This is a genomic window from Streptomyces sp. NBC_00016 (genome assembly GCF_045040885.1).
GTDB lineage: Bacteria > Actinomycetota > Actinomycetes > Streptomycetales > Streptomycetaceae > Streptomyces > Streptomyces coriariae.
This window is the reverse complement of the sequence record NZ_CP108304.1, coordinates 1,567,655-1,585,833: the sequence shown is the minus strand read 5'-3', so window position 1 is coordinate 1,585,833 and position 18,179 is coordinate 1,567,655. Positions and strand designations below refer to the sequence as shown.

Genomic DNA, 18,179 nt, shown 5'->3' with positions numbered 1-18,179 from the left:
GGCAGGTGCTGCCGTGTTGGCGCCCGCTCGGCGGCACCGGCTCGTGAACATCGGCCGGCAGGTGCCGGTCCCGGCAGGCGTCGGCCTTGCGTCTGGCGGCCCACGGGTGCGCCCCGCCCGGTGTCGGCCCGGGGTGGGGTCGGCCTGCGGGTGCCGGCGTCGAGGTGTCGGGTGTGGGTGCTGGTCAGCGTTCCAGCAGCATGCGCTGGAGTTCTCGGGCCGCCCTCGGCGGAGCCACATCGCTGCGGTGTGCGAGGGCGATCGCGCGGTGCAGGCCGGGACGGGCGAGCGGGGTGACCCGTAGGCCCCGGCCCGACCGGGCGGCCACCATCCGGGGGACGACGGCCACCCCCAGCCCGGCCCGGACGAACCCGAGCACCGCGTCCATCTCCCCGCCCTCCACCGCGAAGTCCGGCTCGAACCCCTCGGCCCGGCATGCGGCCACGGTCAGTTCCCGCAGGTCGTAGCCGTGCCGGAACATCACAAGACGCTCCCCCTCCAGGTCGGCGATCCGTACGGTCCGCCGCCCGTTCCCCGGCCGGGAGGCCTCCGGGGAGGACACCACCACCAGGTCCTCGCGCAGCAGTTCCACCGTCGTCAGGGCCGGGGACGGGGTCGGCAGGGGCAGGACGACCAGGGCGAGGTCGAGGGCGCCGCGGGCCAGCTCCCGGACGAGGTCGTGCGAGCCGCCCTCCTCGATCAGCAGCCGGATGCCCGGATAGCGGTCGTGGAAGGCGCGCAGCACGTCCGGCAGCAGACCCGTGCACAGACTCGGCGTCGCCCCGAGCCGCACCCGCCCGCTGCGCAGCTGCACCAGCTCCTGCACCTCGTACCGCGCGGTCTCCGTGTCCGCGAGGATCCGCCGCGCCAGCGGCAGCAGCGCCTCGCCCGCGTCGGTGAGCGTGATGTTGCCGCGCGCCCGCAGGAACAGATCAGCCCCCAACTCCCTTTCCAGCGCCTTGATCTGCTGCGAGAGAGAGGGCTGCGCCACGTGCACGAGCTCGGCGGCCCGGGTGAAGTGCCGGGTCTCGGCGACCGCCACGAAGTACTGGAGCTGCTGGAACTGCATGCCCCCAGCCTACGTCGGCGATAGGTGCTGGCTATGGAATCGAGGCGGACCATGTCTTGGACCGATGGGGTGGTCCGGCCCTAGCGTCTTGACCCATGGCTCTGGCAACGCGGACGGACCGACGGCCGTCCATGGCGCGCACCGTGTGGGACTCCTCCGTCGGCAAGAAGACGGTGATGGCGGTCAGCGGCATGATCATGCTGCTGTACCTGGTCGTCCACGTCATCGGCAATCTGAAGATCTTCTTCGGCGCGGAGGAGTTCAACCACTACGCCCACTGGCTGCGCACCGTGGGCGAACCGTTCATGCACTACGAGTGGACGCTCTGGCTCGTGCGCGTCGTGCTGGTCGTCGCGGTGGTCGCCCACGCCGTCTCCGCGTACCAGCTCAGCCGCCGCGACATCAGGGCGCGGCCCAGCAAGTACGTACACAAGAAGCCGCGGGCGAGTTACGCCACCCGCACCATGCGCTGGGGCGGCATCATCCTGGCCCTGTTCATCGTGTGGCACATCCTCGACCTGACCACCGGCACCGTGCACAGCGGCGGCTTCCAGGAGGGCCACCCGTACCAGAACGTCGTGGACACCTTCTCCACCTGGTACGGCAACGTCATCTACATCGTGGCGATGCTCGCCGTCGGGCTGCACGTCCGGCACGGCTTCTGGAGCGCCGCCCAGACCCTCGGCGTCGGCAGCCGCACCCGCGACCGCGCCCTCAAGACCGTCGCCGACGTCCTCGCGCTGCTGCTCACGGCCGGCTTCCTCGCCGTACCCGTGGGCGTCATGACCGGAGTGGTGAGCTGAACATGACTGCCTTCTCCGCCTACGCGGACTACCGGACCGGTGAGCCGGTCGTCGACTCCAAGGCCCCTTCCGGCCCCGTCGCCGAGCGCTGGGACAAGCGCCGCTTCGAGGCCAAGCTGGTCAACCCGGCCAACCGGCGCAAGCACACGGTCATCGTCGTGGGCACCGGCCTCGCGGGCGGCTCGGCCGGCGCCACCCTCGCCGAACAGGGCTACCACGTCGTCCAGTTCTGCTACCAGGACTCCCCGCGCCGCGCCCACTCCATCGCCGCGCAGGGCGGCATCAACGCGGCGAAGAACTACCGCAACGACGGCGACTCCGTCCACCGCCTGTTCTACGACACCGTCAAGGGCGGCGACTTCCGGGCCCGGGAGTCCAACGTGCACCGGCTCGCGCAGATCTCGGTCGAGATCATCGACCAGTGCGTGGCCCAGGGAGTGCCCTTCGCACGGGAGTACGGCGGGCTGCTCGACACGCGTTCGTTCGGCGGCGTACAGGTGTCGCGGACCTTCTACGCCCGCGGCCAGACGGGCCAGCAGCTCCTGCTGGGCGCCTACCAGGCCCTCAGCAGGCAGATCGCCGCCGGCAACATCGAGATGCACCCGCGCACCGAGATGCTCGACCTGATCGTCGTGGACGGGCGGGCGCGCGGGATCGTGGCCCGGGACCTGATCACCGGGAAGATCGACACCTACTTCGCGGACGCCGTCGTCCTGGCGAGCGGCGGCTACGGAAACGTCTTCTACCTGTCGACCAACGCCATGAACTCCAACGCCACCGCGATCTGGCGGGCGCACCGGCGCGGCGCGTACTTCGCCAACCCCTGCTTCACGCAGATCCACCCGACCTGCATCCCGCGCACCGGCGACCACCAGTCCAAGCTGACGCTGATGAGCGAGTCGCTGCGCAACGACGGCCGGATCTGGGTGCCGAAGGCCAAGGGCGACGACCGTCCGCCGAACCGCATCCCCGAGGAGGAGCGCGACTACTACCTGGAGCGCATCTACCCCTCCTTCGGCAACCTGGTCCCACGGGACATCGCCTCCCGCGCCGCCAAGAACGTCTGCGACGAGGGCAAGGGCGTCGGCCCCGGCGGACAGGGCGTGTACCTCGACTTCGCCGACGCCATCACGCGCATGGGCCGCAACGCCGTCGAGGCCAAGTACGGCAACCTCTTCGACATGTACCAGCGGATCACCGACGAGGATCCGTACGAGGTCCCGATGCGGATCTACCCGGCGGTGCACTACACGATGGGCGGGTTGTGGGTCGACTACGACCTCCAGACCACCGTCCCCGGCCTGTTCGCGATCGGCGAGGCCAACTTCTCCGACCACGGCGCCAACCGCCTCGGCGCCTCCGCGCTGATGCAGGGGCTGGCCGACGGCTACTTCGTGCTGCCGGCCACCATCAACGACTACCTCGCCCGCAACCCGCACCAGGGCGAGGTGACCCTCGAACACCCCGTCGTCCAGGAGGTGCTGGCGGAGACCCAGGACCGCCTGAACCTGCTGCTCTCGGTCGACGGCGACCGCACCCCGGACTCCTTCCACCGCGAGGTCGGCGAACTCATGTGGGAGTTCTGCGGCATGGCCCGCACCGACGCGGGTCTGCGCAAGGCCCTGAGCCGCATCCCGCAGATCCGCGAGGAGTTCTGGCGGCGCATCAAGGTGCCCGGCACCGGCGAGGAGTTCAACCAGTCCCTGGAGAAGGCCAACCGCGTCGTCGACTACCTGGAACTCGCCGAGCTGATGTGCCTCGACGCGCTGCACCGCGCCGAGTCCTGCGGCGGCCACTTCCGAGAGGAGTCGCAGACCCCGGACGGCGAGGCGGCCCGACGGGACGAGGAGTTCGGATACGCGGCCGCCTGGGAGTTCACCGGGACGGGCGAGGCCCCGGCCCTGCACCGGGAAGACCTGGTCTTCGAGTACGTCCACCCCACCCAGCGGAGCTACGCATGAGGCTCAACCTGCGCGTCTGGCGGCAGAAGAACGCGGACGCCGACGGCGCCATGTCCACGTACGAGGTGGACGGCATATCGCCCGACATGTCTTTCCTGGAGATGCTCGACACCCTCAACGAAGAGCTCATCCTGCGCGGCGACGACCCGGTCGCCTTCGACCACGACTGCCGCGAGGGCATCTGCGGCGCGTGCTCGCTCGTCATCAACGGCGACGCGCACGGCCCGGAGCGGACCACCACCTGCCAGCTGCACATGCGATCCTTCCGGGACGGCGACACGATCGACGTCGAGCCGTGGCGGGCCGCCGCCTTCCCGGTCGTCAAGGACCTGGTGGTCGACCGGAGCGCCTTCGACCGGATCATCCAGGCCGGCGGGTACGTCACCGCCCCGACCGGCGCCGCCCCCGAGGCCCACGCGACGCCGGTGCCCAAGCCCGACGCCGACTTCGCCTTCGAGCACGCCGAGTGCATCGGCTGCGGGGCGTGCGTCGCCGCCTGCCCGAACGGCGCGGCGATGCTGTTCACCTCCGCCAAGGTCAACCACCTCAACGTGCTGCCGCAGGGCGCGCCCGAGCGGGAGACCCGGGTGCTGGACATGGTGGCGCAGATGGACGAGGAGGGGTTCGGCGGCTGCACGCTGGCGGGCGAGTGCGCGACCGCCTGCCCGAAGGGCATCCCGCTGGTGTCCATCACCGGGATGAACAAGGAGTGGCTGCGGGCCGCTCGGAAAGTCACGAAGCGGTAGCGCCGCAGGGCGGACCGTGGGTCGGACGTTCGCCGGCAAGGTGCGGACGGGCGGGGCCGGGAGTGGTGCTCATCCCCGGCCCCGCCAGGCATCCCCGGCACGGGAGGGGGCGGTGACTCCCGGGATTCAGCAGCCGCACATCCACGGGCCCCGCGCAGGTCACGCCGAGGCCAGCCGGGCGCGGAAGAAAGCAGGTGCAGATTCCCCGTGCACCGTCCCCATGCTTCTTCCGCTCGGCGCAGGAGACCTCCATGACCGCCATGCCCGTCGCACCCCCCGCTCTCGCCGTGCCGCCCGGCGGTTCCGGCTATCTCGTCTCGCTCGCCCGTGACCAGGACGACGTCCGGGCCGCGCAACGGCTGCGCCACCAGGTGTTCGCCGGGGAGCTGGGCGCCCGGCTCGACGGCCCGGAACCGGGCCTGGACACGGACGCCTTCGACGCCTACTGCGATCACCTGCTCATCCGTGACAACGCCACCGGTGAGGTGGTCGGCACCTACCGGCTGCTGCCGCCCGAGCGGGCCGCGATCGCCGGACGGCTCTACTCCGAGGGCGAGTTCGACCTCGGACCGCTCGACGCGATCCGGCCCGGCCTGGTCGAGGTCGGCCGCTCCTGCGTGCACCCCGACCACCGGGACGGCGCCGTCATCGGGCTCATCTGGGCCGGCATAGCCCGCTACATGGTGGACCGCGGCCACGAGTGGCTGGCCGGCTGCTGCTCGATCCCGCTGGCCGACGGCGGCACGCTGGCGACGGCGACCTGGGACCGGGTGCGCGACAAGCACCTCGCCCCGCCGGAGTACCGGGTACGGCCGCTGCGGCCCTGGACCCCCAACGGCACCGGCCCGGCCGCGCGCACCGAGCTCCCGGCCCTGCTGCGCGGCTATCTCCGCCTCGGCGCCTGGGTGTGCGGGGAGCCCGCCCACGACCCCGACTTCGGCGTCGCCGACCTGTATGTGCTGCTGCCGATGAGCCGGGTCAACCCGCGCTACCTGCGGCACTTCCTCTCCCTCGTCCCGGCCTGATGAGCGTCTGGCTGCCCAGCGCGCCCTGCACCCCGCGGGCGTGCGTGGAGGCGACGGCGACCCGCACGACCGTGCCCCGGGCCGCGCTGCGGCTCACGGCGGTGGTCGTGCTGGTCCTGGTCGGGGTGGTGCTGGCGCCGGTCGGCGGCCGGTTCCCGTCCCGCGTGGTGCGGTACTGGAGCCGGACCGTCGTGCGGGCGGCGGGGGTGCGGGTCCGGGTGACCGGCGCGACCGCGCCCACCGGCACCGGGCTGCTGCTGGTCGCGAACCACATCTCCTGGCTGGACATCCCGCTGCTGGCCGCCGTCCGCCCGGCCGGGATGCTCGCCAAGGACGAGATCCGCAGGTGGCCGGTGGCGGGCACGCTGGTCGCGCGCGGCGGTGTCCTGTTCATCGACCGCGACCGGCTGCGGGCCCTGCCCGCCACGGTCGCCAGGATCGCCGACGCCCTGCGCGCCGGGCGGGCGGTGGCGGTGTTCCCGGAGGGGAGCACCTGGTGCGGCCGCGCCCAGGGGCACTTCCGGCGGGCGGTGTTCCAGGCCGCCCTGGACGCCCGGGTGCCGGTGCAGCCCGTACGCATCCGCTACCGGGACCGTGCGGGAGCGGCCAGCACCGTGGCCGCGTTCGTCGGCGACGATCCGCTGCTCGTCTCGCTGTGGCGGGTGGTGTCGGCGCGGGGCCTGGTGGCGGAGGTCGAGGTGCTGCCCGTGCTCGCGCCGGGCAGCCACCCCGACCGCAGGGCGCTGGCCGCGGCCGCCGGCGCCCAGGTGCTGGACGGCCCGCCCGAGCGACAGGTCATGGCCCGGCCCGGCGCCGTGCCCGGCCCGGCGCGCCACCGCCCCGACCCGCGCGACCCGCGCCTGTCGCGCCGCCGCCGCGGTCCCCGCGAGGTGCTCCAAGGGGCCGGGGAGCGCGCCGGATTTCCTGCCCGGTAGCCGCCGCAACCGGCGCGGGTACGTGCCGTGAGGGCGGGGCGGGGCAGGGCGGGACCTGCGGTCGAGGGCGGAGGGCGGCCCGCCGAGCCGCCGAGTTCGCCGAGCCGCCGAGTTCGCCGAGCGGGGCCGGTGGGGTCGGCCGGCGGACGTATTCCGTTCAAGTCGGGGGTCGTCGGCCGACCTTGATGGGATCATGACGCATCCCGACCTCTGAGGGGAGCGCGCGTGAGCGGAAGCCCGGCCGGCCGGACGGTACTCGTGACGGGGGGCAGCGGATTCGTGGCCGCCCATCTCGTACGGCAACTCCTGGAGCGCGGCTACCACGTGCACACCACCGTGCGCGCGACGGCGAACGCGGCCAAGCGCCGGCCGCTGCGCGCCCTGGGGGACGCCCATCCCGGCCGCCTGGACCTCTTCGAGGCGGACCTGCTGACGGAGGGCTCCTTCGACGAGGCCATGAAGGGCTGCACGGTGGTCTTCCATGTGGCCTCGCCCTTCCTGATGCCGGAGAAGATCAAGGACGGCCGGCGGGACGTGGTGGAACCGGCCCTGACCGGCACGCGCAACGTCGTGGCGTCGATCGAACGCACCGAGACCGTCGAGCGCCTGGTCCTCACGTCCACGGTCGGGGCGATCTTCGGCGACTACGCCGATGTGCGGGAGATGGACGACCAGACCCTGTCGGAGAAGTACTTCAACACCACCAGCACCGTGGAGAACAACCCGTACCACTACGCCAAGACGGTGGCCGAGCGGGCCGCCTGGGAGGCCGAGGCCGCCCAGAGCCGCTGGCGCATGGTCTCCGTCAACCCCGGCCTGATCCTGGGCCCCTCCCTCACCCCCGGCTCGGACTCGGGCAGCCTGTTCCTCCTGGACGAGCTCTTCAAGGGCTACTTCTTCTACGGCGCCCCGGACTTCAGCTTCACCACGGCCGACGTCCGCGATGTCGCGGCGGCCCACATAGCGGCGGCCGAACATCCCGGGGCGCACGGCCGCTACATCGTCGCGGCGCAGGAGATGACCTCCTTCCACCAGATGTCGAGAGCCCTGCTGAAGCACCACCCGGGAAACCGGCGCCTGCCCCGGACCGCTCTCCCGCACTGGCCGGTGCGGATCCTCGGCCCCGCCTTCGGCCTCTCCCAGGAGTACATCCGTCACCACCTCGGCATCCGCTTCCGGGTCGACAACCGCAGAAGCACCGAGGAACTGGGCCTCACCTACCGTCCGATCGAGGAGACCCTGGTGGACCACCACCGGGCCTGGCGGGAGCAGCGAGGCTAGCGGAGCGTGCCCAGCACCCGGCGCAGATACGGCGCCGTCGCGCTCTCCTCGGACGCCGCCACCTCCTGCGGCGTCCCCGTCGCCACGATCCGTCCGCCCGCGTCGCCGCCGCCGGGCCCGAGGTCGATCACCCGGTCGGCGCCCGCCACCACGGACATGTCGTGCTCGACGACGATCACGGTGTGCCCGGCGTCGACCAGGCCGTGCAGCTGCCGCATGAGGACCTCGACGTCGGCCGGGTGGAGACCGGCCGTGGGTTCGTCGAGGAGGTAGAGCGTGTGGCCGCGGCGGCCGCGCTGCAACTCGGCGGCCAGCTTGATGCGTTGGGCCTCGCCGCCGGAGAGTTCCGTCGCCGGCTGGCCGAGGCGCAGATAGCCGAGGCCCACGTCGAGGAGGGTGGCCAGACTGCGCGAGACGGCCGGGACGTCGGCGAAGAAGTCCGCCGCCGACTCCACCGTCAGGTCCAGCACCTGCGCGATGTTCCGGTCCCGGTAGGCCACTTCGAGTGTCCCGGGGTTGTAGCGGGCCCCGCCGCAGTCCGGACAGGGCGCGTAGGTGCTGGGCAGGAAGAGGAGTTCGACGCTCACGAAACCCTCGCCCTGACAGGTCTCGCAGCGCCCTCCTGCCACGTTGAAGGAGAACCGGCCGACACCGTACTTCCTGGCCCGGGCCGCGTCCGTCGCCGCGAAGACCTTGCGGACCACGTCGAACAGGCCCGTGTACGTCGCCAGGTTCGAGCGCGGGGTGCGGCCGATCGGCTTCTGGTCGACCGCGACCAGCCGGCCCACGCCGGGCAGGTCCTGCGTGATCTCCCCGACGAGCGTCGACTTTCCCGAGCCCGAGACGCCGGTCACGGCCGTGAACACGCCCAGCCCGAACTCGGCGGTCACCCCGCGCAGGTTGTGCCGGGTCACCGGACCGACCGTCAACCGGCCCCGGGCCGCGCGGACTTCACGCATGGGCGTCGGCGAGCGGTCGAACAGGAAGCGTGCCGTCGCCGACTCCGGGACCGACGCCAGACCGGCCACCGGGCCGCTGTGCAGCACCCGCCCGCCGTGCTCGCCCGCCCGCGGGCCCACGTCCACCAGCCAGTCGGCGGCGCGCATCACGTCCAGCCGGTGTTCCACCACGAACACCGAGTTGCCCGCCGCCTTCAGCCGCTCCAGCACCGTGAGCAGGGCCTCCGTGTCCGCCGGGTGCAGTCCCGCCGACGGCTCGTCGAGCACGTACACCACGCCGAACAGCCCGGAGCGCAGCTGGGTCGCGATCCGCAGCCGCTGGAGCTCGCCCGCCGACAGGGTGGGGGTGGCGCGGTCCAGACCGAGATAGCCGAGTCCGAGTTCGAGGACGGGAGCGATACGGGTGCGGAGGTCGTCGGTGAGGACACGGGCCGTCTCGGTCGTCCCCTCGAGGAGCCGGGCCAGTTCCGCCAGCGGCAGCGCGGCCAGTTCCGCGATCGTCCGGCCCGCGAAGGTCACGGCGAGCGATTCCGGCCGCAGCCGGCCGCCGGCGCACGCCGGGCAGGGGGCGGCCGTCAGGAAGCGCTCCGCCCTGGCCCGCAGGGTCTGGCTCCTGGAGTCCGCGAAGGTCTTCATCACATACCGGTGGGCGCTCATATAGGTGCCCTGGTAAGGGCGTTGGATGCGGTCCGCGTCCCGCACCGGGTGGACCGTCACCACCGGCTGCTCGTCCGTGAACAGGATCCACTCCCGCTGCTCTGCGGGCAGTTCGCGCCAGGGGACGTCGACGTCGTGGCCGAGCGTGTCGAGGATGTCCCGCAGGTTCTTGCCCTGCCAGGCACCCGGCCAGGCGGCGATCGCGCCCTCGCGGACGGACAGCGACGGGTCCGGTACCAGCGACTCCTCGGTGGTGCGGTGGACCTCGCCGAGGCCGTGGCACTCGGGGCAGGCCCCGGCCGCCGTGTTGGGGGAGAAGGCGTCGGAGTCGAGGCGCTCCGCGCCCGGCGGGTAGTCGCCCGCCCGGGAGAAGAGCATCCGCAGCGAGTTCGACAGGTTCGTGACGGTGCCCACCGACGAGCGCGAGGTGGGGGTCGAGCGGCGCTGCTGGAGCGAGACCGCCGGGGGCAGTCCGGTGATCTCACCGACCTTCGGCGCGCCGACCTGGTGGATCAGCCGCCGCGCGTACGGCGCGACCGACTCGAAATAGCGGCGCTGGGCCTCCGCGTAGATCGTCCCGAACGCCAGCGACGACTTCCCGGAGCCGGACACCCCCGTGAACACGGCCACCACGTCGCGCGGGACGTCGACGTCCACGCCCCGGAGGTTGTGCTCGCGGGCTCCCCGGACCCGGATGTACCCGTCCTTCGTGGACGGCTCGTCGCCGTACGGCTCGGGTCGGCTCGGCATGGGGGACTCCGTACGGGTCTTCGGCTGTGCGGCCGGCTGCTGCCGGGGCGGGACAAACCCCGCAATCCTATGCGCGCGGGGCGTGCGGTGCCCGCTGAGCTGCGCCCGGTGACCTGCGCCCGGTGACCCGCGCGGCGGCCGTGGTCAGCCGCCGCTCCGCTGCGCGTGCACGATCCCGGCGAGCCGCCGGTAGGAGTCCAGCAGCGCGGCCCGGTCGTAGGTGCTGGTGGTGACCAGGACCTCCTGCGCCCCCGTCTCCTTCAGCACCGTCTCCAGCTCCTCCGTGACCTGCTCCTCGGTGCCCGCGAGATGGCCGGTGAGCCCGGACTCGTAGAAGCCGCGCTCCTTCGCGGTCATCGCGCGCAGCCCGGCCTCCTCGGCCGGTGGCAGGGGCGGGAAGGTGCCGTGGGTGCGGGAGTACGCCATCGACCAGGCCTCCGGGACCAGGAGCCGTCGTGCCTCCTCGGGCGTCCCCGCCACCGCGATCGTGCCGGAGATGACCACATACGGCTCCGACGCCCAGGGCGAGGGCCGGAAGAGGGCCCGGTAGCGGTCGATGCCGCGCCGCATCTTCTCGCGGCCGCGGAGGTCGCCGATGACCATCGGCAGCCCCGCGCGGGCGGCGATCTCCGCGCCCTCGCCCATGGCCAGCACGAACGGCGGCACGGTCAGCCCCTCCGAGGGCCGGGCGTGCACGCCCGTGGGCGAGCCGCCGAGGAACCAGCCGAGCAGTTCCCGGAGCTGTCCCGCGAAGTCGTCCGCGTCGTCCTTGTCCCGTCCCAGCGCCCTGCGTACCCCGTCGGTGAAGCCCACCGAGCGTCCCAGGCCCATGTCGACGCGGCCCGGGAACAGGGACTCCAGGACACCGAACTGCTCGGCCACGACCAGGGGCCGGTGGTTGGGCAGCATCACCCCGCCGGTGCCGACCCGGATCCGGTCCGTCGCGCCGGCCACGGCCGCGGCCAGCACCGTGGGCGCCGATCCGGCGACCCCGGGCACGCCGTGGTGCTCCGAGACCCAGAACCGGTGGTAGCCCAGCGCCTCCGCCTCCCGCGCCAGCCGCACGGTGTCCCGGAGCGCCTCGGCGCCGGTGTGGCCCTCGCGCGTGCGCGAGCGGTCGAGGACGGAGAAGCGGGCCGAGGCGATCACGGAGCTCATACGGGGTTCAACACCGCGGGGCCCGCTGGATTCCCCGCACGGCGTGATGCCCTGCGCGGGACCGCCCGGGGTGCCGACGCGGGTCAGTCCTCGGGGAGCAGCAGGCCGCGCCGGTACGCCGTCAGCAGGCGCTGGGGCACGAGACGGCGGACGCCGTCGACGGTGACCGGTACGAGCTGTGGCGTGCTCGCCTTCCACTGGGCGCGGCGGTGCCGGGTGTTGCTGCGGGACATCTTCCGCTTGGGAACGGCCATGGGAAACCTCCTCGGTGGGCTCGGGTGAGCTGCGAGGAAGCTATATGAAAATGGATCCCATTAGCAATTGCGTCGCCGGGGTCGTCGGCCGGGATCGTCGGCCGGGGCAGGCCGACCCGGGCAGGCCTGCTGGGGCTCTGGGGCTCTGGGGTTCTCGGGCCCTGGGTGCGGCTGTCTAGGGTGGGCGGCGTGACCGACAGCAGCAGGCGACCCGTCGCCGTCTTCGACCTGGACAACACCCTCGCCGACACGGCCCACCGGCAGCGGTTCCTGGAGCGCAGCCCGCGCGACTGGGACGCGTTCTTCGCGGCCGCGCCGCAGGACCCGCCGATCCCGGAGGGTGTCGCGATGGTGCTGGCCCGTGCCGAGGAGTGCGAGGTCGTCTACCTCACCGGCCGGCCCGAGCGCTGCCGGCGCGACACGCTGGCGTGGCTCGCCGCGCAGGGGCTGCCGGAGGGGCGCGTCCACATGCGGCGCAACGACGACCGCAGGCCCGCCCGGCGCACCAAGCTCGAGGTGCTGCGCCGACTGGCCCGCGACCGGGAGGTGCGCGTCCTGGTGGACGACGACGAACTGGTGTGCGCCGACGCCCGACGGGCCGGTTTCACCGTCGTCCTGGCCCGTTGGACGGCTCCTTCGGGCGCGCTGAAGCAGGCGCAGGAGGGCGAGGGGCGTACCTGAGGGGCGGCCCTACGGGAAGGGGCGGCCCTACGGGAAGGGGCGGCCCTACGGGAAGGCGCGGCCGTACGGGAAGGCGCGGCCGTACGGGAAGGCGCGGCCCTTCGGGAGGGGTGCCGGGCCGTCAGGCCGACTCGTCCAGGCGGAAGCCGACCTTCAGGCCCACCTGCCAGTGCGCGATGTCGCCGTTCTCGATCTGGCCGCGTACCTGCGTCACCTCGAACCAGTCCAGGTTGCGCAGGGTCTGCGAGGCGCGGGTGATGCCGTTGCGGATGGCGTCGTCGACGCCCTCCGGTGAGGTGCCGACGATCTCCGTGACCCGGTAGGTGTGCTTCGACATCAGGGTGCTCCTCTCGACCGTGACGGCCTCGTCATGTGTGTCACGCGTCACTCCACCGTGCCCCAAGCTGCGGCGGAGCGCGAGGCGTCGGACCGGACGGGCCCCTTCCGCCCGGTCCCTCTTGACCCCCCGTATTGGTCCATACCAAAATCCGGGACACCCGTACGAGCGCCGCGCTCGTCCCCCACGTCGGGCCTCTCGCCCTGTCCGCCGGGCAGAACAGGACCCCCGTGAGACGTCGCCTCCTCGCCCTCCTCTGCGTGTCCGCCTGCTTCCTGACCGCCTGTGGCGTGCTGCCGGGGACGGGGCCCGACCGCCGGACGGTCACGGTGTGGCTGATGAAGGACAGCGCGTCGCAGGAGTTCCTGGACCGCTTCACCGAGGACTTCGAACACGACCACCCCGATCTCGACCTCGACATCCGCATCCAGGAGTGGACCGGGATCGGCGGCAAGGTGGAGGCCGCGCTGGAGGCCGACGACGGGAACGGGCCGGACGTCATCGAGGTCGGCAACACCCAGGTCCCGCAGTACGTCGACGGCCGCGGACTGCTCGACCTGACCCTGGAGGCCGCCGCGAAATGGGGCCGGGACGACTGGCTGCCCGGCCTCGCCGAACCGGGGCAGCAGCGCTTCCACCAGTACGGCATCCCCTGGTACGCCGCCAACCGGGTCGTGATCTACCGCAAGGACCTCTTCGAGCAGGCCGGCATCACCGCCGCGCCCCGCACCCGCGCCGAGTGGCTGGCCGCCACCGAGAAGCTGAACGCGGACGGGAACCAGGGCATCTACCTGGCGGGGCAGGACTGGTACACGCTCGCCGGGTTCATCTGGGACGAGGGCGGCGACCTCGCCACCGAGGACGGCGGCCGCTGGGAGGGCGCCCTCGACACCCGGGCCGCCCTGCGCGGCATGGACTTCTACCGGCGGCTCCAGGCCCTCGGCGGTGGTCCCGTGGCGGCGGACGAGGAACACCCGCCCCAGGCGGGGGTGTTCGCCGCGGGCAAGGTGGCGCAGATCGTGGCCGTGCCCGGACTGGCCCGGGCGGTGGTCCAGCAGAATCCCGCCCTGGACGGCGAGTTGGGCTTCTTCCCGGTGCCCGGCAAGAGCGCGGACAGGCCCGGCGCGGTCTTCACCGGCGGCTCCGACCTCGTCGTCCCGCGCAACACCGACGTCAGACAGGACGCCGTCGCGGTGGTCGCCGCACTGACCGGCGCGGAGTGGGACACCGAACTGGCCCGCACCATGAACTACGTGCCGAACAAGGCGAAGCTGGCGAAGTCCGTGGCCGTCGAGGAGGGGGTCGCGGCCATGGCGGCGGGGGCCGCGCAGGGTCGCGCGACCCCCAGCACACCCGAGTGGGCCGCCGTCGAGGCGGACAACCCGATCAAGGACTACATGACGAAGGTGCTCACCGGCGCCGACCCGGCGACCGAGGCCCGCCGCGCCGCCCGCCGGATCACGGAGGCGCTGACGGTGACCTTCTGACGGCCTCGGCCGCCCTGCCCGGTGCTCACCACCGGGCAGGGTTCGGCGGGTGCTCGGCGGGCGGTACTCAGCGGGCGGTACTCAGCGACAGCGCGAAGCGGCCCGCGCCGTCCGTCCACCAGTGACTCAACTCCAGGCCGACAGCGGCAAGTTCCGTGCGCACTCCCTCCTCCCGGAACTTCGCCGACACCTCGGTGCGCAGTTCCTCACCGGCCGCGAAGTCGACCGCCAGGTCGAGCGCGGGAACCTTCACGGTCTGCTCCGTACGCGAGCGCAGCCGCATCTCGATCCACTCGTTGTCCGCGTCCCAGAGGGCGACGTGGTCGAAGGCCGCGGGGTCGAAGTCGGCACCCAGCTCACGGTTGACCACGGCCAGCACGTTCTTGTTGAACGCGGCTTATGCGGGCGCGGACATATCCGGATGCCAGCCGTAGATGTCGGATGGCTCTGAAGATTTCAGTAGCGCAAGATTCATTTCAGTGAGCCTTTTCCAAGCTGGCGGTGCTGACCGAGAGTTGGACAGTCCTGCGCAACGACGAAGCTCCTGGTAGACGGGTTCTCGACCAAGATCACCCGTGTCCGCCAGGAGCTTCGCGTGCTGGTCTACCCGTCCTCGATTGATCTGTCCAGCCGCACCTTGCGGTTCCTGACCGGGCAACTCACAGCCAGGCGGCAGGAGATCGGTACACGCTGGCGACGCCTTCCCGCGGCACGTCAGGCCCTGCTCGCCCTGGCCCACCTGCGATGCGGTGACACCTACACCCAACTCGCCGCCGGGTTCGGCATCGGGATCGCGACCGTCTACCGCTACATACGTGAAGCCGTCGAGACCCCCGCCCTCGCCCCGTCCCTGGCCGAAGCGATGAAGACGATCCGCACGAAGCCGTTCGTCATCCTCGACGGCACCCTGCTGCCGATCGACCGGATCGCCGCCGACACCCCGTACTACTCCGGGAAACACAAACGCCACGGCATGAACGTCCAGGTCCTCACCGATCCGTTCGGACGGCTGCTCTGGGCCTCACCGGCCCTGCCCGGCTCGACGCACGACCTGACCGCCGCGCGAGAGCACGGCATCATCGAAGCCCTCACCGATGCCGGCCTAAGATGCGGGGCGGACAAGGCGTATCAAGGCGCCGGCGGAACCGTCCGGGTCCCGTTCCGGGGCCGACGCCTCAAGAAGTGGAAGCGCCGCCACAACACCACCCACGCCAAGATCCGCTGCCTCGGCGAGCAGGCCATGGCCACCCTCAAGAGCTGGCGCCTCCTGCGGAAACTCCGCTGCAGCACCAACCGCCTCACCAACGTGGTGAAGGCCGTCCTCGTCCTTCACCACGCATCAGCGTGAGGTTGGAAAAGGCTCAATGCGCGGCCTGGCGCGTAAACGCTTCAAGCGCTCAGGAAATCGCCCAACGGACGCTTCAGGAGCGGGCGATGGGGATTCGACGTTAGCCCGTCAGGTCCCTGCTTCGCCGCTGACAGCGAGGTTGATGCCCCGACGCTTTCTCGCGATATCAGCGTTGAGCCTCGTGAGTCGTCGATGCCTGTCGGTCACCGGCGGGCCGCGCCTCCGAACTCATGCTTGCTGTGTTCTACCAGTGTCCAGTGCAGATCTCCCGACACCGAGTGGACGCTCCACGAGCTGACTTGTCCTGCGACCGCCAATCGGTCCAGCGCATTCACGAACTCCGTTGTGGCCAGCCCACACTCCCGTGCCAGCCGATCCACTTCCATTATTCCGTGGATGCTCTCCGGGGTGGTATGAGCCGTGAGGCACATGGTGATCAGACGAGGAAGCGGGGCGCAGTCCCTACGGACGCGGCCGGCGGCGCGCAGCGCCCAGTCCGCGGCGACGAGCCGGTCAGGGCGGGCCGGGTATTGGGCGAAGAGCCCGACGTCGAGGAGTTGGACAACCACAGCGCCTGCATTGGTGCACGGCGCGGGCGGGGTTGCGTAGAGCCAGCGTGCCTGGTGGAGCTCCCGCCAAGAATCCCTGGCAGGTTCCAGGCAAAGGCTGCGCAATACTCCGAGCGGCAAGCGTACTTGCGCTGAGTCGTTCATGCGTAAAGCGCATTGCAGGGCGATCAGACGGGCGGCGGCTCCGGTCTCGGCCGGCAGGGCAGAGGAGAGGTAGCTGAGCATCTCCCGGACCCGGGTTTGGGCGTCCGGGCCTCTGGGGCTGCGGCGTTTTCGACGGACGCCCACATGCGCTGATGGTGCTGCCGGTGCGTTGATCAATGTGTCCGGGACGACGGCCGCTTGAGACGTGGCGGCGGCACAGGCCGTGCACATGTCAGCCAGGCGCCAGAGTCGTCCGCCTTGCTCGCGTGCTAGCACGAGCCGGATGGGTCCACCACAGCCTCGATGGCGTGGGTGCCAACTGCAGCCGCGTTCGTGGCACCGGCAAGTCCGAAGGTGCGCAGGGAGGAGATCGCGGCGAGCATGTCCTGCCAGGTGGGCCAAGAGCTCCGACCGAGCGGAAGTGCCGCCGAGGAGTCGCCCACTGTGGGAGCACTGCTGGCATACGAGGATCGGCCCGCCGGGCTCCGGGCGCAGTTCCACGGTCCAAGCGCGCCCGACGCCGGGTCGTGCCGTGCAAAGCCTCATGGGGGGCGTGTTCCTCCCGTCATATCTGCGCCGGACCCGCAGAGGAGTGGGGTGGCTCGCACACGGTAGTGCAGACCTCTGCCCTCCCTCCGGTGTCACTATCAGCGGAAATAGGGCAGAGGTCTGCACTGACAGGGCAGTAGTCTGCACCGTCGGATTGTCGGGTGACGATCTTCCCGCCCGACCCGGATTTCGACGCGCTGCGTCTGGAGCTTGCGCGGCTGCGGGCGGCGCAGGGCTGGAGCTATGACGAGCTCGCGGCTCGAAGCGGCCTGGCCAGAAGGACCCTCATCGAGATTGAACAGGGGCGAACCCTCGGCACGCTCAAGACCTGGCACGCACTCGCCCATGCGCTGAACACTCCGCTGGACGAACTCTTCGGAACGCTGTGTGAGGCGCACGAGCCTCCAGGGTCGACCGACGGTGGCCTCTGACTGGCAGGGATTGCGCCAATCACCCGGACCGGCGACGCGACACGAACCTCTGATCGACGTCTCGTATGTGTGTTTCATGAGATGGGGCTGTTCGAGGTACCTTCCAGCCTCGACGCCACCGATGCGGCGTGTTGCCTGGCACCTTCACGCGCATGCGTTGTTCATCCACACCGTGGCACTGGGACGGCAGCCCCGCTGTCTCCCACTCCCGACGCTCACTGCGTGTCGAGCACGACAGCCCCAGTCGGCTCCTGCGCTGTGCTCAACGAAATCGCTGCCGAGAGTGCGGCAACCCGGTCGAGTGGTACGAGCGCAGCTTTGCGCGGCCCGTTTGCCTGCACCCTCGGGAGGTGCCCGCGGTGAAGGTGCCCGCAGCCCACCGCTGGCACGTCAGCTCCGGTGTCGCGCATCCGGCTGGCGACGGCAGTGCGTGGTGCCGCCTGGCGCATGCCCATGTCTGCCCCGCGCGTGAAGCTGTTCCCGAAACATCCGCGTTGGATGGGCTGCGGCGCGTGCTGGCTCTGAACACGCGCCGTCTGATCGACAGCGGCGCGTTCACCCCCGGCACCCCTCCGAGCCAGCCGACGGCACAACCGGACGTCTGTCGACCCGCCAGGCCCGTCGTGCAGCTCCTGTACGTCCGCTACCTTGCTGCGCACCCCGTGGACGAAATCCAGTGCGTGGCACAGACACGGCGCCGAGACCGCTGCACACAGAGGCTCCTCCGCGCCGGTGAATCCCCGGTGGGCGTTTGGACGCTCGTACCAGCCACGGCCGCAAGGGGGCAACTCGCCTTGCCCTGCGAGGTCATGGGCCTATATGACCTCACGGCCCTGCCCTACGCCGAGCAGCTGCGCTGGCGCATGCAGCGCTGTTCCGCCCACGCCGCGACCCCGTCAGCAGCAGACCTCGCGTTGGCTGACTGGGAGCCCTTCGACCCCCTGCTCCATCACGCGCACGTCCGCAACCGCCTGCCGGATCACGTCCGTCGTCCACGCCAGACCCATCACGAGCACGGGACCGGCACGCCGTGAC

The 18,179-nt window shown here is 71.4% G+C and carries 16 protein-coding genes and 2 pseudogenes; 12 read left to right on the top strand and 6 right to left on the bottom strand.

Translation table 11 applies throughout. The annotated features are described in order from the left end of the window. Positions 1–184 precede the first annotated feature (184 nt). A complete protein-coding gene (locus OG933_RS07140; protein ID WP_267023204.1) occupies positions 185–1,069 on the bottom strand; it encodes a LysR family transcriptional regulator in 885 nt (294 codons plus the stop codon). Positions 1,070–1,200: 131 nt separating this feature from the next. On the opposite strand from OG933_RS07140, the gene OG933_RS07135 reads away from it, so the two are divergent. The 6 genes from OG933_RS07135 (at position 1,201) to OG933_RS07110 (ending at position 7,820) form a co-directional block, all read left to right on the top strand. Next, complete coding sequence (locus tag OG933_RS07135) at positions 1,201–1,872, top strand: succinate dehydrogenase (protein WP_405633264.1); 672 nt, start codon at positions 1,201–1,203, stop codon at positions 1,870–1,872. 2 nt (positions 1,873–1,874) lie between these two features. Then, positions 1,875–3,833: a fumarate reductase/succinate dehydrogenase flavoprotein subunit gene (locus OG933_RS07130; RefSeq protein WP_362519254.1), complete on the top strand. Its 1,959-nt coding sequence runs from the start codon at positions 1,875–1,877 to the stop codon at positions 3,831–3,833. Further along, on the top strand, positions 3,830–4,579 hold the full coding sequence (locus OG933_RS07125) for a succinate dehydrogenase/fumarate reductase iron-sulfur subunit (protein ID WP_230196666.1): 750 nt from the start codon (positions 3,830–3,832) through the stop codon (positions 4,577–4,579). The genes OG933_RS07130 and OG933_RS07125 overlap by 4 nt, the downstream gene beginning before the upstream one ends. 260 nt (positions 4,580–4,839) lie before the next feature. Beyond that, positions 4,840–5,604, top strand: coding sequence for a GNAT family N-acyltransferase (locus OG933_RS07120; protein ID WP_362520073.1), 765 nt, complete (start codon positions 4,840–4,842; stop codon positions 5,602–5,604). Continuing rightward, complete coding sequence (locus tag OG933_RS07115) at positions 5,604–6,539, top strand: lysophospholipid acyltransferase family protein (protein WP_362519258.1); 936 nt, start codon at positions 5,604–5,606, stop codon at positions 6,537–6,539. The genes OG933_RS07120 and OG933_RS07115 overlap by 1 nt, the downstream gene beginning before the upstream one ends. Before the next feature lie 225 nt (positions 6,540–6,764). Further along, positions 6,765–7,820, top strand: coding sequence for an NAD-dependent epimerase/dehydratase family protein (locus OG933_RS07110; protein ID WP_405625981.1), 1,056 nt, complete (start codon positions 6,765–6,767; stop codon positions 7,818–7,820). Here OG933_RS07110 and OG933_RS07105 read toward each other — a convergent pair. The 3 genes from OG933_RS07105 to rpmF form a co-directional block, all read right to left on the bottom strand. After that, entirely contained in the window at positions 7,817–10,186 is a 2,370-nt protein-coding gene (locus OG933_RS07105) for an ATP-binding cassette domain-containing protein (protein WP_405625978.1), read from the bottom strand. The two genes, OG933_RS07110 and OG933_RS07105, sit on opposite strands and share 4 nt — an antisense overlap. Before the next feature lie 144 nt (positions 10,187–10,330). Continuing rightward, complete coding sequence (locus OG933_RS07100) at positions 10,331–11,344, bottom strand: LLM class flavin-dependent oxidoreductase (RefSeq protein WP_362519265.1); 1,014 nt, start codon at positions 11,342–11,344, stop codon at positions 10,331–10,333. An 83-nt stretch (positions 11,345–11,427) separates the two neighbouring features. After that, on the bottom strand, positions 11,428–11,598 hold the full coding sequence (rpmF, locus tag OG933_RS07095; RefSeq protein WP_405625973.1) for a 50S ribosomal protein L32: 171 nt from the start codon (positions 11,596–11,598) through the stop codon (positions 11,428–11,430). Positions 11,599–11,787: 189 nt separating this feature from the next. Between rpmF and OG933_RS07090 the strand changes: the two genes are divergently transcribed. After that, positions 11,788–12,279, top strand: coding sequence for a hypothetical protein (locus OG933_RS07090; protein WP_405625971.1), 492 nt, complete (start codon positions 11,788–11,790; stop codon positions 12,277–12,279). Positions 12,280–12,400: 121 nt separating this feature from the next. On the opposite strand, the gene OG933_RS07085 is transcribed toward OG933_RS07090, so the two are convergent. Then, positions 12,401–12,616: a dodecin gene (locus OG933_RS07085; protein WP_362519272.1), complete on the bottom strand. Its 216-nt coding sequence runs from the start codon at positions 12,614–12,616 to the stop codon at positions 12,401–12,403. A 230-nt stretch (positions 12,617–12,846) separates the two neighbouring features. Here OG933_RS07085 and OG933_RS07080 point away from each other — a divergent pair, with 230 nt between their 5' ends. Continuing rightward, on the top strand, positions 12,847–14,103 hold the full coding sequence (locus tag OG933_RS07080) for an extracellular solute-binding protein (RefSeq protein WP_362519275.1): 1,257 nt from the start codon (positions 12,847–12,849) through the stop codon (positions 14,101–14,103). A 67-nt stretch (positions 14,104–14,170) separates the two neighbouring features. Here OG933_RS07080 and OG933_RS07075 read toward each other — a convergent pair. After that, positions 14,171–14,500 (bottom strand): annotated as a pseudogene (locus OG933_RS07075) (L-histidine N(alpha)-methyltransferase); the annotation flags it as partial. 198 nt (positions 14,501–14,698) lie between these two features. On the opposite strand from OG933_RS07075, the gene OG933_RS07070 reads away from it, so the two are divergent. The 4 genes and pseudogenes from OG933_RS07070 (at position 14,699) to OG933_RS07055 (ending at position 18,178) form a co-directional block, all read left to right on the top strand. Further along, complete coding sequence (locus OG933_RS07070) at positions 14,699–15,451, top strand: transposase family protein (protein ID WP_405625967.1); 753 nt, start codon at positions 14,699–14,701, stop codon at positions 15,449–15,451. A 1,423-nt stretch (positions 15,452–16,874) separates the two neighbouring features. After that, the gene (locus tag OG933_RS07065) at positions 16,875–17,144 is read left to right on the top strand and encodes a helix-turn-helix transcriptional regulator (RefSeq protein WP_405625965.1); all 270 of its coding nucleotides are present in this window, start codon (positions 16,875–16,877) and stop codon (positions 17,142–17,144) included. Positions 17,145–17,296: 152 nt separating this feature from the next. Further along, positions 17,297–17,677, top strand: a pseudogene (locus tag OG933_RS07060) (DUF6083 domain-containing protein); the annotation flags it as partial. Positions 17,678–17,953: 276 nt separating this feature from the next. After that, on the top strand, positions 17,954–18,178 hold the full coding sequence (locus OG933_RS07055) for a hypothetical protein (protein WP_405633718.1): 225 nt from the start codon (positions 17,954–17,956) through the stop codon (positions 18,176–18,178). The last annotated feature ends 1 nt before the right edge of the window (position 18,179 follow it).

What these genes read in the sequence shown, in the direction of transcription:
- OG933_RS07100 (WP_362519265.1), bottom strand. Translation starts at nt 11,344, where the DNA reads ATGAGCTCCGTGATCGCCTCGGCCCGCTTCTCCGTCCTCGACCGCTCG.
- rpmF (WP_405625973.1), bottom strand. Translation starts at nt 11,598, where the DNA reads ATGGCCGTTCCCAAGCGGAAGATGTCCCGCAGCAACACCCGGCACCGC.
- OG933_RS07085 (WP_362519272.1), bottom strand. Translation starts at nt 12,616, where the DNA reads ATGTCGAAGCACACCTACCGGGTCACGGAGATCGTCGGCACCTCACCG.
- OG933_RS07125 (WP_230196666.1), top strand. Translation starts at nt 3,830, where the DNA reads ATGAGGCTCAACCTGCGCGTCTGGCGGCAGAAGAACGCGGACGCCGAC.
- OG933_RS07130 (WP_362519254.1), top strand. Translation starts at nt 1,875, where the DNA reads ATGACTGCCTTCTCCGCCTACGCGGACTACCGGACCGGTGAGCCGGTC.
- OG933_RS07105 (WP_405625978.1), bottom strand. Translation starts at nt 10,186, where the DNA reads ATGCCGAGCCGACCCGAGCCGTACGGCGACGAGCCGTCCACGAAGGAC.
- OG933_RS07135 (WP_405633264.1), top strand. Translation starts at nt 1,201, where the DNA reads ATGGCGCGCACCGTGTGGGACTCCTCCGTCGGCAAGAAGACGGTGATG.
- OG933_RS07055 (WP_405633718.1), top strand. Translation starts at nt 17,954, where the DNA reads ATGGGCCTATATGACCTCACGGCCCTGCCCTACGCCGAGCAGCTGCGC.
- OG933_RS07140 (WP_267023204.1), bottom strand. Translation starts at nt 1,069, where the DNA reads ATGCAGTTCCAGCAGCTCCAGTACTTCGTGGCGGTCGCCGAGACCCGG.
- OG933_RS07120 (WP_362520073.1), top strand. Translation starts at nt 4,840, where the DNA reads ATGCCCGTCGCACCCCCCGCTCTCGCCGTGCCGCCCGGCGGTTCCGGC.
- OG933_RS07115 (WP_362519258.1), top strand. Translation starts at nt 5,604, where the DNA reads ATGAGCGTCTGGCTGCCCAGCGCGCCCTGCACCCCGCGGGCGTGCGTG.